General features: G+C 62.1%; 11 protein-coding genes. 2 read left to right on the top strand and 9 right to left on the bottom strand.

Going from position 1 to position 14,510, the window contains the following annotated elements; genetic code table 11:
- Positions 1–160 precede the first annotated feature (160 nt).
- Positions 161–1,474: a xylose isomerase gene (gene xylA, locus KKO72_RS17795; RefSeq protein WP_214942086.1), complete on the bottom strand. Its 1,314-nt coding sequence runs from the start codon at positions 1,472–1,474 to the stop codon at positions 161–163.
- A gap of 679 nt (positions 1,475–2,153) precedes the next feature.
- Between xylA and KKO72_RS17790 the strand changes: the two genes are divergently transcribed.
- Both KKO72_RS17790 and xylB read left to right on the top strand, forming a co-directional pair.
- Positions 2,154–3,305, top strand: a complete 1,152-nt coding sequence (locus KKO72_RS17790; RefSeq protein ID WP_214942083.1) for an ROK family transcriptional regulator — start codon at positions 2,154–2,156, stop codon at positions 3,303–3,305.
- Between the two features lie 24 nt (positions 3,306–3,329).
- Entirely contained in the window at positions 3,330–4,775 is a 1,446-nt protein-coding gene (gene xylB, locus KKO72_RS17785; RefSeq protein WP_214942080.1) for a xylulokinase, read from the top strand.
- 86 nt (positions 4,776–4,861) lie between these two features.
- Here xylB and KKO72_RS17780 read toward each other — a convergent pair whose 3' ends face one another.
- The 8 genes from KKO72_RS17780 to imuA all read right to left on the bottom strand — a co-directional run bounded on the left by KKO72_RS17780 (position 4,862) and on the right by imuA (position 14,295).
- Complete coding sequence (locus KKO72_RS17780) at positions 4,862–6,019, bottom strand: Gfo/Idh/MocA family protein (protein WP_251140752.1); 1,158 nt, start codon at positions 6,017–6,019, stop codon at positions 4,862–4,864.
- A complete protein-coding gene (locus KKO72_RS17775; RefSeq protein WP_214942076.1) occupies positions 6,016–7,023 on the bottom strand; it encodes a sugar phosphate isomerase/epimerase in 1,008 nt (335 codons plus the stop codon). The genes KKO72_RS17780 and KKO72_RS17775 overlap by 4 nt, the downstream gene beginning before the upstream one ends.
- An 80-nt stretch (positions 7,024–7,103) precedes the next feature.
- Positions 7,104–8,066 (bottom strand): substrate-binding domain-containing protein, encoded by a 963-nt coding sequence (locus KKO72_RS17770; RefSeq protein ID WP_214942074.1) that lies wholly within the window; start codon positions 8,064–8,066, stop codon positions 7,104–7,106.
- A 69-nt stretch (positions 8,067–8,135) separates the two neighbouring features.
- Positions 8,136–9,140 (bottom strand): ABC transporter permease, encoded by a 1,005-nt coding sequence (locus KKO72_RS17765; protein WP_214942071.1) that lies wholly within the window; start codon positions 9,138–9,140, stop codon positions 8,136–8,138.
- Entirely contained in the window at positions 9,121–10,608 is a 1,488-nt protein-coding gene (locus KKO72_RS17760) for a sugar ABC transporter ATP-binding protein (RefSeq protein WP_214942068.1), read from the bottom strand. Before KKO72_RS17760 ends, KKO72_RS17765 begins: the two co-directional genes overlap by 20 nt.
- Positions 10,605–11,807 (bottom strand): ROK family protein, encoded by a 1,203-nt coding sequence (locus KKO72_RS17755; protein WP_251140751.1) that lies wholly within the window; start codon positions 11,805–11,807, stop codon positions 10,605–10,607. The genes KKO72_RS17760 and KKO72_RS17755 overlap by 4 nt, the downstream gene beginning before the upstream one ends.
- 155 nt (positions 11,808–11,962) lie before the next feature.
- Positions 11,963–13,501, bottom strand: a complete 1,539-nt coding sequence (locus KKO72_RS17750; RefSeq protein WP_251140750.1) for a DNA polymerase Y family protein — start codon at positions 13,499–13,501, stop codon at positions 11,963–11,965.
- Positions 13,465–14,295, bottom strand: a complete 831-nt coding sequence (imuA, locus tag KKO72_RS17745) for a translesion DNA synthesis-associated protein ImuA (protein ID WP_214942065.1) — start codon at positions 14,293–14,295, stop codon at positions 13,465–13,467. The genes KKO72_RS17750 and imuA overlap by 37 nt, the downstream gene beginning before the upstream one ends.
- Between the last annotated feature and the right edge of the window lie 215 nt (positions 14,296–14,510).

Here is a 14,510-nt window from a genome sequence, read left to right as displayed (position 1 = left end):
TTCAAAAACACACTTCAAAATGACCGTCTGTTCCTGTCTCCCGTGAGCGCCTTCTCAGCTTCGGCAAAACACCGTCACTCAAAGAAAACACTCACAAGATGACCCATCACAGGGGCTGCTGATTAAACACCAATCTGTTCAAGCAGCGACCCCGCAAAGATCAAACAAACCGGTTCACCAGATTTTCCAGATACTCTTGCCGTGCCGACACGGGCAATACATCGCGGTTGTCCTGCAACACCTTGTCAGCCAGAGCATCCAGGCTGGTTTTACCGGCCAGCACATCCTGCGCCCACGGCTGGCTCCAGCCTGCGTAACGCTGTGCCACCACCTCTGCCAAACGTCCGTCCTGGATCATTTTTTCGGCAGCCAGCAGGGCCCGGGCGCAGACATCCATGCCACCAATGTGGCCATGGAACAGGTCTGCCGCGTCCAGTGACTGGCGACGAACCTTGGCGTCGAAGTTGCAACCACCGGTCTTGAAGCCGCCCGCTTGCAAAATGTAGTAGAGGGTTTGTGTCAGCTCAGGCACGTTGTTGGGGAACTGGTCGGTGTCCCAGCCCAACTGCGGGTCACCGCGGTTCATGTCCAGGCTGCCGAAGATGCCCAGCGCCAGAGCGGTGGCCACTTCGTGCTCGAAGCTGTGACCAGCCAAAGTGGCGTGGTTGGCTTCGATGTTGACTTGCACCTCTTTTTCGAGACCTGCACGGGCCAGCAGTCCATAGACGGTGGCGGTGTCAAAGTCGTACTGATGTTTGGACGGCTCTCTGGGTTTGGGCTCAATCAGGATTGCGCCCTTGAAGCCGATCTTGTGTTTGTACTCCACCACCATGTTCAGGAAACGCGCCATCTGGTCAAACTCATGCGCCATGTTGGTGTTGAGCAAGGTCTCGTAGCCTTCACGCCCACCCCACAACACATAGTTTTCGCCACCCAGTTTCAGCGTAGCGTCCATCGCGTCGCGCACCTGTGCGGCCGACATGGCAAACACCTCAGGATTGGGGTTGGACGCGGCACCAGCCATGAAGCGCCGATGGCTGAACAGATTGGCGGTGCCCCAGAGCAACTTCAGCCCGGTGCGTTCTTGGTGTTTCGCCAGAATGTCCACCATGTGCAAGAAGTTGCTGCGGCTCTCCTGGGGCGTAGCACCCTCGGGCGCCACATCGCGGTCATGGAAGCAGTAATAGGGCGCACCCAGTTTGCTGAAAAAGTCAAACGACTCTTCGGCTTTTTTCTCAGCCAATTGCAATGCCGTGCCACCTTCAAACCAGGGCCGCTCGAAGGTGCTGCCACCAAACGGGTCAGAGCCTGTCGAACAGAAACTGTGCCAGTAACAGACTGCAAAACGCAGCTGCTCCTTCATGGACTTGCCAAGCACGATCTGCTCTGGGTTGTAGTGACGAAATGCCAGGGGGTTCGTGCTGTCCACGCCTTCATAGCGGATCGGCGCGATGTCTTTGAAATAGCTTGCCAAGTCAGTTCTCCAGAAATTAAACAATGTGCCTGTCGTCTGATAAATATCTCGTTCAGGCGCGGGTTACAAAAGCGGGTCTGTCGCGCGATTGATCGCTTCGAAAAAAACTCATCCACACTTGCCAAAAACCCATGCGTCATCCGCTTTTAGTTCGAACAACGAATTAATTCTATTTTTTTGATCACTGATACATATAGGTGTAAACCCTAGTACGTTAGTTTTTTGAAAAACAAACATGTGACACGTCATAAATCCCCTTTTTTGGGGTCGTTATTGACACTTTCACCCCCCATTTTTAGCAAAAAAATCGCTGTTGGCTGACGCGATACAGCCATAACCAGAGGACAAGACCGGCAAGCCATCGCCACAGGGTAAACCCTGATGTCTTGCCTGGACCAACATGTGGACAATAGTTTGCCAATCAAACTAATTTCATAGCCCCAGCCACAAGCCCCTCTGGAGGTGGCCCACCTCCGCTGCTTCCGGTGAACTCTGTCATGTCAACTCTGCAAACTCAGGTCGAATCGCCACCCAGGATCGGGGGGTACCACACAAGCGCCGAGCCCGGCCCAATGCGCCAGCCATTGTGGTGCCTTGGTATGACCGTCGTGTGGCATCACAGCGCGGCCTGCAGGCACCCACATCAGCGGGCAAGCCGCTTGCACCAGGATGGCCGGCCATGAAAACCACCGGCGACCAGCAACTCGTCAAACGCATCAACCGCAGCGTGTTACTCAGACTGCTGCGGATTCAGCCTGGCTTGTCGCGTGCGCAGCTGGCCCAGGAAAGTGGCCTCACCAAATCAACCGTCAGCCTGCTGGTGCGCGAACTGATTGATGAGGCCTGGATCACCGAGAGCGACACCGTGAACGCCAAAGGCGCGGGACGACCCTCCACCCCGCTGCAAATTGATGGCCGCACGCGTGCGCTGGTCGGGGTGGAAGTGGCGGTCGATGTGCTGCGGGTTGCGTGTGTCAGCCTGGCTGGAAAAATCCTGTGGTCCACAGAAGAGCCCAGACAGGGCATGGAGCCGGTCGAGGTGTGCCAGCAAATCGCTTACCTGGTCGCCCGCGCCCATGAACTGCTGCTGTCATGGGGCTTGCAATTGACGGGGCTGGGTGTTGGGCTGCCGGGTGCGTTTGACGAAACCACGGGCAAGGTGCATTTTGCGTCCAACCTGGGCTGGTGGAATGTCGACTTCTTGCCCCTTTTCACCGCCGCGCTGAAACAGGTCAAGCTGCCGCCGATGCCGGTGTACGTGCAAAACGAAGCCGACACGGCCGCGCTAAGTGAATACGAGTTTGTCGAAGGCCACGCCAGCGATTCGCTGATTTTTGTCACCTGCGACGTGGGGGTCGGCGCCGGCATTGTGCTCAATGACCGGCTGTTCACCGGCCAGTACGGTGGCGCCGGTGAAATTGGGCACGGCATCCTGCAGATCAACGGGCCCCTGTGCTCCTGTGGGCGCCGCGGTTGTGCGGAGACCTTCTTTGGCGCGCGCATCCTGGACAAACTCATCGACCCCAGCAGTGGCGGGAACTATCTGGGGGTGGTTCTGGCCAACCTTTGGACCACCTTCGACCCCAGCGTGCTGATCGTGGGCGGCCCCTCGTGCGCCAAGTACCCGGGCTTGATCACCCGCGCCCAGGAAACCTTGAAAACCTATTCGGACGGTGCCCGCATGCCTGCCCCGCCCGTGCGCCCGGCGCGTTACGGGTTGCTGGCCTCGGCCGTGGGCGCGGCTGCGCTGGTGTTGCACCGCCAACTCAGGCCCATGCAAGCACCCACCGGTTATGCCACCAATGTGGCCTACGACGCCACCCACCCCTAAACCCAACCCTCTGGAGCAATCTTCATGTTTCTCGGTATCGATATCGGCACCTCAGAAGTCAAGGCCGTCCTGCTTGACACCTCACACCGCGTCATCGGCTCGGCAGGCTCGGTGCTCACCGTGTCGCGCCCCCACCCGGGCCACAGCGAACAAAACCCGCAAGACTGGTGGACCGCCACCCAGGCCGCGCTGGGCGAACTGCGGCAAACCCATTCCGCTGAATATGCTGCCGTGCGCGCCATCGGCCTGTCCGGGCAGATGCACGGCGCGGTGTTGCTGGACGCACAAGACCGCGTTCTGCGCCCCGCCATTTTGTGGAACGACACCCGCTGCTCCGAGGAGTGTGTGCAGATGATGGCCGAGTTGCCTGAACTGGCACAACTGGGTGGCAGCCTGGCCATGCCCGGCTTCACCGCCCCCAAATTGCGCTGGGTGGCACGCCATGAGCCCGAGCTGTTCAAGCAAGTTACCAAGGTGTTGCTGCCCAAGGATTACGTGCGCCTGATGCTGACCGGCGACTACGTCACCGACTTGTCCGACGCCAGCGGCACCCTGTGGCTGGACGTGCAACAACGCGCCTGGTCTGACAAACTTCTGGCCCTGACCGGCTTCACGCAGGCACACATGCCGCGTCTGGTGGAAGGCAGCCAGGCCAGCGGCACCCTCACAAACGAGGTCGCCCAGTTGCTGGGACTGTCCAAAACCGTGCTGGTGGCCGGTGGCGCGGGCGACAACGCCGCCAGCGCGGTCGGCATGGGCGCCGTCCAGGCCGGACAAGGCTTTTTGTCATTGGGCACCAGCGGTGTGTTGTTTGTCGTGACCCCGTCTTACCAGCCCAATGCGGCCAGTGCCACCCATGCGTTCTGCCACGCCATCCCCGGTCAGTGGCACCAGATGAGCGTGATGCTGTCTGCTGCCAGCGCGCTGCAATGGGTGACCCACCTGCTCGGCGTCGCCAACGAAGGCGCACTGGCGAATCAGGCGGCATCCCTGACACTGGCCGAGCGCGCTGCCGCCCCGCTGTTCTTGCCGTACCTGGCCGGTGAACGCACCCCCCACAACGACGCCAATGTGCGCGGCAGTTTCCATGGCCTGAACTTCGAAACCGACGCCACCCGCCTGGGTTATTCGGTGATCGAAGGTGTGACTTTCGGCCTGAACGACGGCCTGGCCGCACTCAAGGCCGCTGGCAGCACGGTGCAACGTTTGTCGCTGGTGGGCGGCGGCTCGCGCAGCGCGATGTGGGCACAACAACTGGCCTCGGCGCTGAACATCGAGATCGTCACCCATGCAAGCTCCACCGTGGGTGGCGCTCTGGGTGCGGCGCGCCTGGGCTGGCTGGCCACCGGTGCCGACCCACACGCGGTGTGCCTGACCCCTGCCGTCGAAGCCACCTACACCCCTGACGCGGCTGAGCAAGAGGTGCTGATGCCGCGTTATGCGCAGTTCAGGGCTTTGTACAAACGCTGACCGACACATCACCACAAAATTGGCACCAAGCCCAGGTAAATTCTGGGTTTGGTGCTATTTTTTTGGAGGCAACCGACAGCCGCTACTCAGTCACACAGCGTCCATTTGTCTTGCGAGTGGGATGACTGCAGCACCTTGTTGATGAAATACACACCACGCGCGCCATCTTCCACCCGTGGGTAATCCGCCGTGGTGGCCTGGTTGCCGTCCAGTCTGGCCCGAATATCCGCAGCCACACCCAAGTAGATATTGGCAAAGGCCTCAATGAACCCTTCCGGGTGCCCGGTCGGCAGCCGGGTGGCCTGCGCAGCAGCGGCGCACAGCCCGACCGAGCCGCGGGTCAGCAGACGCGCCGACTCACCCAAAGGCAGGTGCCACAACTGGTTGGGTTGCTCCTGGCGCCAGTCCAGGGTGCCGGTGCTGCCAAACACCCGCAGGCGCAAGTCGTTTTCACAGCCCACACAAATTTGGGAAGCCACCAGCACAGCACGCACCCCACCACGCAGGCGCAGCAAGAGGTTGACGTCATCGTCCAGACTGCGCCCGGCGCCCAGGGTGCCGAGGTCGGCGCAAATGGCTTCGACCTCCAGCCCGGTCACGCTGGCCAGCAGGTTTTCGGCATGTGAACCAATGTCTCCCAAGGCACCCGCCAGACCACTTTGGGCAGGGTCGGTGCGCCACAGCGCCTGTTTGTTGCCGGAGGCTTCCACGGCGGTGGCCAGCCAGCCCTGGTGGTACTCAACGATGACCTTACGCACATCCCCAATCACACCGCTGCGCACCATCTCGCGCATCTGGCGCACCATCGGGTAACCGGTGTAGTTGTAGGTGACGCCAAACACTGTGTTCTGGCGTGCCACGGTTTGCACCAGGGTCTGCGCTTGCTCAGGGGTGTGAACCAGGGGTTTGTCACACACCACGTTGAAGCCGGCCTCCACAAACGCCAGGGCCACCGGGTAATGCAGGTGGTTGGGTGTGACGATGGAGACAAAGTCGATGCGCTCCTCGGGTGGGCGTTTGAGTTCGTCAGCCAGCAGGTCCTGCCAGCTGCCGTGGTTGCGATCCTCGGCCAGAAACAGGTCGCGGCCCGAGGCACGGGCCTTGTCCGGGTGGCTCGACAAGGCAGCAGCGACCAGTTCAATCTGGCCGTCCAGCGCAGCGGCTTTGCGGTGCACCGCGCCAATAAAAGCATCGCGCCCACCGCCGACCATGGCGTAGCGCAGTTTTCTTGAAGCTGCGCTCATGATCTGTCTTTGGCAAAAACCGCGTCAAACGCACCAACGGCGGGTTTGAAGTCCAGCCGTTTGCAAAAGGTCGCACTCTCGGTAGCGCCGTGCACCCGGTCCATGCGGCTGTCTTCCCACTCCACACTCAAGGGGCCGGTGTAGCCAATGTCATTGAGGGCCACAATGATGGATTCAAAGTCCACCATCCCGCGCCCGACACTGCGGAAATCCCAGTGGCGCCGGGCATCCCCAAAGGAGGTGTGCCCGCCAAAAACGCCGACCGAACCGTCCCCCCTGCCCCACCAGACGTCTTTCATGTGCACGTTGTGAATACGGCTTGGAAAAGTCCGCAGGAAGCGGATGTAGTCCACGCCCTGGTAGGCCAGATGGCTGGGGTCGAAGTTGAAGCCGAAGCGGCGGTGGCCCTGCACTGCCGCCAGGGCGCGCTGGCTGGTGGCGGTATCAAAGGCAATCTCGGTGGGGTGCACTTCCAGCGCAAAGTTCACGTCCTGCTCGTCAAACACCGCCAGGATCGGGGCAAAACGCTGGCCAAAGTCAGCAAACCCCTTGTTCCAAAACGCCTGGGATGTTGGCGGAAAGGCGTACAGGCTGTGCCAGATGGACGAGCCGGTGAATCCGGTGACGGTTTTGACACCGAACCGTGCCGCAGCACGCGCGGTGTCCTGCAACTCGGTGGCCGCGCGCTGGCGCACGCCTTCTGGATCACCATCACCCCAGACATGGGCTGGCAAGATCGACTGGTGGCGCTCGTCGATCAGGTCACACACCGCCTGCCCCACCAGATGGTTGCCAATGGCCAAGCACTGCAGGCCGTGGCTGGACAACAGGGCCTGTTTGTCGCGCAGGTAGCTCGGACTTGCCAGCGCTTGCTGGACGTTGAAATGGTCGCCCCAGCAGGCCAGCTCCAGCCCGTCGTAGCCCATGCTTTTGGCCAGCGGCGCCAGCTCCTGCAGGGGCAAATCGGCCCACTGGCCGGTAAACAGTGTGACGGGGCGTGCCATGACCAAACCTCCTTATGCTATACAGGATATAGCTGCTAGCCCTCTATCTATAAGGGCTAGCAGCCGCTTTTACCAAAGACTCAGAACGGTGAATCCGGGAAGTAGAACTGCGCCGCGTTGTCCTTGGTGATCAGCACCGACGGGATGATGTAGGTGGCGGGCAGCTTCTCACCTTTAAGCCGAGCCTCGGCGGTGAGTTTGATCGCGTCATAGATGAACTTGGGCGAGTAGGAAACATTGGCCTGGATGCGCGGGTCCTTGCCGTCCATCAAGGTTTTGATCATGCCCTTGGCACCGGCGCCACCAAACACGATTTTGATGTCGGTGCGTTTGGCCTGGTCAATGGCTTTGAGCACACCCACAGCCATGTCGTCGTCAGCGGCCCAGACCGCGTCGATCTGTTTGAAGCGGGTCAGGTAGTCCTGCATCACCTTGAACGCGTCGTCGCGGTTCCAGTTGGCGTATTTGGCGTCCAGCAGTTTCATGTCAGGGTGGGCTTTGAGCACGCTGTTGAACGCGTCCATACGCTCGTTGTCCAGTGTGGTGGCAATACCGCGCATCGCCACCAGGTTGCCCTTGCCACCCATGGTTTTGGCCAGGTATTCGGCCGGGATCTTGCCAAACGCTGTGTTGTCACCCGAGATGTAGGCGTCTTGTGCGCTGGTGTCGGTCAGGCCACGGTCGACCACGGTGACATACACACCTTTGCTCTTGACCTGCGCCACGGGCTTGGTCAGCGAGGCAGATTCAAACGGGAAGATCACCAACGCATTGATCTTGTTGACGGTCTGCAGGTCTTGCAACTGGTTGGCCTGCTCGGGCGCGCCGGAGGCGGTCTTGACGATGACCTGCAGGTCGGGGTGGGCTTTTTCCAAGTCCTTCTTGGCCTGGTTGGCCCAGAACACGATGCCGCCGGTGAAGCCGTGGGTGGCAGCCGGAATGGCCACACCCAACACCACTTTCTCTGCCGCAAAACTCGGCGCACTGGCCAGGGCCGCCAGGGCCACAGCGGTCAAGGCTAATCTACGGGTGATGGTTTTCATGTTGACGATCTCCTGAGGTTGGAAAAAAGTAGCGTCCTGCTACCGGGGTTGGGAAAAATGGCAAACGGGTCAGCGCCGGCCTCGCTGCGTGAAAGCCACGCCGACGATCACAAAGCCTTGCACCGCCGCGTTTAGGTAAACGCTGATGATGCTGGTCAGATTCAGGATGTTGCTGATCACCGAGAGCAGCACCGCACCCACCACGGTGCCGGTGATGCTGCCCGAGCCGCCCTTGAACGAGGTGCCACCAACGATGACCGCCGCAATGGCTTCCAGCTCCCACAACAGCCCGGTGGTGGGGGTGGCCGAGCCCAGGCGCGGCACATACAGCAGGGTGGCAATGCCAACGCAGACACCCAGCAACACATAGGTCAGGATCTTCACCAAGTCCACATCCACAGCGGCATAACGCGCCACCTGCTCATTGGAGCCAATCGCTTGCACATAGCGGCCAAAAGCGGTGCGGTTCAGGATGAGCCCCCCCAGCAGCGCCACCACCAGAAACACCAGCACCGGGATCGGAATGCCAGCCACGCTGGCGTAATAGACCGGGCTGTAAACGTCGCTCAGGTCGTTGTCCAAGGTGATCGCGCCACCGTTGGAAAAATAGGTCAAATAAGCGCGGTAGATACCCAGGGTGCCCAGGGTCACGATAAAGGGCTCGATGTGGCCCTTGGTGATCAACAGCCCATGCGCCAGGCCAAACGCCGCACCCAGCAGCAGCGCCAGCGCCATACCCAGCACCACAATCAGCACCGGTGAGGCCACCATCGGCGCCAGCGCGTTCATGGTCAAGATGACGCTACCTGCAATCAGTGCCGCCATCGAGCCGACCGACAGGTCGATACCGCCCGAGACGATCACAAAACACATGCCCACCGCAATGATGCCGATGAAAGCGGTGCGGGTCAGCACATTCATGGCGTTGTCCAGGGTGGCAAAATTGCTGTTAAGCCAAGTGCCGGCCACACACAGCAGCACCAGGCCAATCACCGGGCCCAGGCCCTGTAAACGGCCCAGCCAGGGGGTGGCAGCCTGCGCTGTGGGCAGCGCTTTAGTGGGTTCCTGTGGCATGGGTGATCAACTCCTGTTCGGTTAACTGGTTTTCTTCAAGCACGGCTTGCAGCCGACCACTGCGCATCACCGCCACGCGGTGGCACAGACCAATCAGCTCCAGCAGCTCACTGGAAATGACGATGACGGCCAAGCCCTCACGGGCCAGACGCTGGATCAGCGTGTAGATGTCGCTTTTGGCGCCCACGTCCACCCCGCGTGTCGGTTCGTCAAGCACCACCACCTTCGGGTTCGGGTGCAACACCTTGGCCAGCGCCAGCTTCTGCTGGTTGCCGCCCGAGAGCGACGATGCGCGGTTGTTCAGGCTGCCGGTGCGAATGCCGTAGTCGTCCACAGCGGTTTGGAGCGCGGCTTTTTCAGCGGTGATGTCCAGCAGCGGGTGGGCATAACGTTGCAAGGTCATCAGCGTCAGGTTCTCGCGCAGGCCCAGGTTGACATGCAGGCCTTTGCCCTTACGGTCTTCACTCAGGTAGGTCAGACCCTGTTGGTCGGCCGCGCGTGGGCTGCGTAAATCGACCACCCGGCCCTGCAGTTCAATCTGCCCGGCGCTGCGTGGGCGCAGGCCCAGCAGGCCTTCAAACAACTCGGTGCGCCCGGCGCCCACCAGCCCGGCAAAACCCAGGATTTCACCCGGATGCACCTCAAAACTCACGTCCTCGGCCCAGCCTGGCACCGTCAGGCCGGTGACTTTGAGCGCCGGCGTGGCGGAGGGCAAATGCGGCGCCTTGGGCGGGTACAGGTTGGCCAGTTCGCGCCCGACCATCAGGCTGGCCATCTGCTGGCGCGTCAGGTTAGCGGTGGCTTCACGCGCCACAAACTGGCCGTCGCGCATCACCACCACCTCGTCGGTCACCAGCTGCACCTCGTCGAGCTTGTGTGAGATATAGACCAGGGTGACACCATCGGCCTTGAGCTGCGCCATCAGCGCAAACAGGCGTTTGGTCTCGCCCGGGGTCAGGGTGGCGGTGGGCTCATCCATGATCAGCAGGCGGGCCCGGCGCAACAGGGCGCGTGCAATCTCCACCAACTGCTTTTCCGCCACGATCAAGTTGCGCACGCGGGTGGTCACGTCGGCCTGCAAACCGACCTGGGCGATGACCTGGGCCGCCTCGGCCTGCATGCTGGCCTCGTCCAGCAGCCAGCCGCGTTTTTTCTCGTGGCCCAGAAACAGGTTCTGGGCAATCGTCAGGTCGTCGGCCAGGCTGAACTCCTGGTGGATCAGCACAATGCCCTGCTCCTCGGCCTGGCGCGAGCTGGCAAACACCATCGGCTGGCCGTTGATGCGCATGCTGCCGCTGCTGATCGACTCAAAGCCGGACAGGATTTTCATCAAGGTCGACTTGCCAGCGCCGTTCTCACCGATCAGGCCCACGGTGCGCCCGGCCTGCAGCTTGAAACTCACCCCGTGCAAGACCTGCACCGGGCCAAATTGTTTGACCACCTGGTCGAATTCAACGTCGACACTCATGCGCGTTTCCCCTTGCTTTTCAGCGTCTCTTGCATGGCCAACACCCCGGCGCCCACCAGACCAGCCTGCTCAGCCAGCGGGGTGTACTGGATCTCCAGATGCCGGGTCGACAAGGCCAGTGAACGCTGGTAAACACTTTGGCGCACCGATGCCAACAACAACGGGCCGATGCGGGTGATGCCACCCCCAATGAACACATGTGAGGGGTTGAAAAAATTCACGACGGACGCCAGCATCTGCCCGATCAGGTTGCCGGTGTGCTGGATGATGTGGTTGGCAGCGGCGTCACCGTTGCGGCTGGCCTGGCCAACGTCTTCGGGGGTGATTTGCCCTTTGTCGGCCAGACAGGCCGCCAACAGCTCACTGTGGCCCGACTGTGCGGCCTCGATCGCCAGGCGGCTGATGGCCGGGCCAGCGGCCATGGTTTCCACACAGCCCAGATTGCCGCAGTGGCAACGCGGCCCGGCGGTGTCCACACAAATGTGGCCCACATCACCGGCTGAGCCGTTGGCCCCCCGGTACACCTCGCCATGGCAGACGATGCCGCAGCCAATGCCGGTGCCCACTTTGATGACCAGAAAGTTCTGCAGGCTGCGTTGCAGGCGCCACAACTCACCCAGCGCCATCAGATTGACATCGTTGTCCACAAACACCGGGGCGCTGTATTCCTCACGCAGGTAGTCGCGGATCGAAAAACCGTCCCAGTTGGGCATCAGCGGCGGATTGACCAGCTGGCCACTCTCAAAGTCGATCGGCCCCGGCACCCCCACACCAATGCCGATGACCTGCTTGGCGGTGGCGCCGCACTGGGCCAGCATCTGGCGCATCAGCACCCGCACCCGTGACATCACATCACCTGGGCCGCGCCGCACGTCCAGGGGTTCAGCAATCTGGGCCAACACCGTCAAATCGGGTTTCATCACCGCCAAGTCCAGGCTGGTGGCGCCCAGGTCCACACACAACAGCACACCCAGCCCGCCGCTGACTTGCAGCGTCTCGGCGCGGCGTCCGCCGTTGGAGTTGAGCAGCCCCACCTCGTCCAGCAGCCCCTGATCGAGCAGGGAGGCCACCAAGCTGTTGGTCTTGCTTTTTGAATAGGCCAGCCGATGCGAGAGTTCATAACGAGACACACCCGCCGACCAGAAAATGGTTTGCAGGATGCTGATCTCGTCAACAGACAGTGTGTCCCAGTGTGCCAAAGTTTGTCTCCTATCGGCTCTGGCCCCATTCTTGTGAGGCTCTGATCGATCATAGGATCACCACTTAGGCTAAACAAGGCCTAAGTTAGACCTAAATTTGGTCAAAGATCAAAAACACCCAAACCCGTACAAAGGGCGAAAGCCTCTCGGCCAAGTCAGCCAAACACCCCATGCAAAAACCAGGCGGGCGCAGCACTGCTGAGCCGCTCGCGATAGATCCACAACAGGGGTGAGCTGGGACTGCGCGCCACAAAGTAGTCGCGCAAAACAACGGGGCCAGAGGGCGGTGGTGCCTCGCCAGCAACCTGAGGTTGTGGTCCGGGGTCAGGGCGCTCAGCAGACGGCCCGGTTGGCCGCAACACCGCCCACCAGGCGGCCTCCAGCCGCTGCGGCCCCGCCAGCAGGGTCAGCGGCCCCTGGTAATGCGGCTGCTGCTGGACCACCCGCAGCGGCAAAGGCTCGGCCAGCAGCCAGGTGGGGTACAGGGCCGTGGCCCACCCCGTTGGCACAGGGGCTCTCTTATCGGCCATGTTTGAGCTATTTTGGCCTCCAGCCCCTGTACCACAAGGGCTTATCACTATCTTTTCCGAAGTCTTCCTGGGTGCCCGATGCTGGCCCATGATGGCCGCCGATACACCACCAGCCGCTGGGCGCCAGCGCTGCATCTGTTCGGGCCGGTGGTCGGCTTGTGGCAACAGACACAACACGTTGTGGACACCGAGTCGCGCACTCAGACGCTCGAGCAGCTGAGCCAGACTGTCGCCCTGGGCTTGGTCTTCAAGCAGCAGGCTGGCGCTTTGCCCCTGCAACGCCTGGGTTTCGAGCGAGCGCAGGCGCAGCGACAACACCGGCGCGGGCAGCGTGAGCTGGCCCAGGCGCTCGGCCAGCAGGCGCAGCAGGTGGCTGGTGTCGGCACTGGCCTCGGCGCTGCGCAGCACCAGTGCCCCCTGTGTCGCCGTGTTGCGGCGCACATCCATCAACCAACCCAGCTCCACCGCCAGCACTCCGCGCTGGCGCAGCTGCAGCCAGACCTGCAGTTGCGCCAACAGGCGGCGCGCGCCAAACAACAAGGCCAGCGCACTGTCCACGGGCTGGGGCAATTCCAGCGCCGCCTCAAACACCTCGGGCAGGCTCAGCCAGGGGTAAACATCCGGGCGCAAGCCGTAGGCCTGGTCGAGCGCATCCACCAGCGCCGCACCAAAACGCCTTGCCACACCGGCACGCGGCAAGGCCCGCAACTGGCCCCAGCGGCGGCAACCCAGACGCGCCAGCGTGGCCAGATGCGGCTGGGCCGCTGCCAGACTGCTCAGCGGCAACTGGTCCGGCATCAGCGGCGGCTGTGGCGGATGCTGCGCCCGCGCAAGCGCTACCAAAGATGTATCACCTTGCCCATAGTACACAAGGACTACCGGCTTGTTTGACTCACAAATATGGCGCAACAGCGCGGCCTGGCCACCCCACAGCCGGGTGCTGGTCGACACCTCCAGCAGCACCGCGCCGCCGGACAACACCACCTTGGGGGTGAACTGCAGCGCCCACCAGCCCAGGGCGGTGAGCGGGTCGGCCAAGTCAGCCCCCTCAGCCACGGGTGCCCCATGCGTGCCCGATGACGTTGCAGCCACAGGCCGAGCCTCCTCCCTGCTGCGGCCCGGCGCGGCTAACTCAGGCGGCAGCCACAAGGCGATCCAGTGCATAAACAGGCTCCAGCCAGGGTGTGGGGGTGTCCCCGGTGAAGGGCTCCGGTACCAGACACAACAGACCGGGGTGGTTCAACCCAGCCCGCAGCAGACGCCAGCGGCACAGCGTTGAACGCCAACAAGGCACTCAGCGTCACAGGCCGGGCTGGCAGCTGCAACACCTCGGCCAGCGGCGGGCCACGCCGTTTGAGGATCTGCACTGCCAAGTCATCGTCCGGGCTTGACGCGGTTGGCGGCCCAGCTGCCGCCCCCAGCAGCAGCCGCAACACCGCAGGGGAAGACTCGCCCTGCGCGCTGACCGGGCGAAACACACACAACAAACAGCGGTGGGCCTGCGCCGCCAGATGCAAACGCCGCAGATGCTCAGAGCGCACCTGCGCCAACCAGACCAGCAAAGCCGCCACCTCACTGCAACGCAGCGCCTGCTCGGCCGCCCACAGACGCTGCGCCACGGTGCTCGCTTGCACTTGGACCAGGCGGCGCAGATCCAGCCCCTGCGCCGCCAGCGCCGGGCCAAACGGCAGATGTGGCGCCCCCACCAGCACCACGCTGCGGTTCAGCGTGGACAAGGCTGGCAGCAGCAGACGCCACTCGGCGGCATCCCCGGGCGCCTGCAACACCTCACTCAGCGCCCCCAGCGGCCAGCCACCACCAGGCAGCTGGGCATCCAGCAGCGCATGGCCACTGGGCAACACACCGCCGTCGGCACTGGCAGCCTCGGCCAGGGCGTCCGCGCGCCACACGGCGTCGCCAAAGCGCTCAAGCAGGGTGGAAACAGAAGACAGGGCCATGGGGTATTAGACACCAAATACTGTATGCATGAACAGTATTTTAAGGTGCTTCAGCCCTGCTCTCGACCCAGCCACAAGCGCCTGGGTTGCAGGCCAAGCAGCTCAGCCAGAGGCGAAACGGTCACACAGCCACTACCAAAAAAAGAGCTGCTACCCCTTTCCCAATAAGGGCTAGCAGCTCTTTTTCATACAAACCGGGTCCAGGGCGCCACCCT

It is taken from the genome of Rhodoferax sp. U11-2br (genome assembly GCF_018619435.1).
Lineage (GTDB): Bacteria > Pseudomonadota > Gammaproteobacteria > Burkholderiales > Burkholderiaceae_C > Rhodoferax.
The sequence above is the reverse complement of the archived record's forward strand: the minus strand, read 5'-3'. Positions and strand labels throughout refer to the sequence as shown.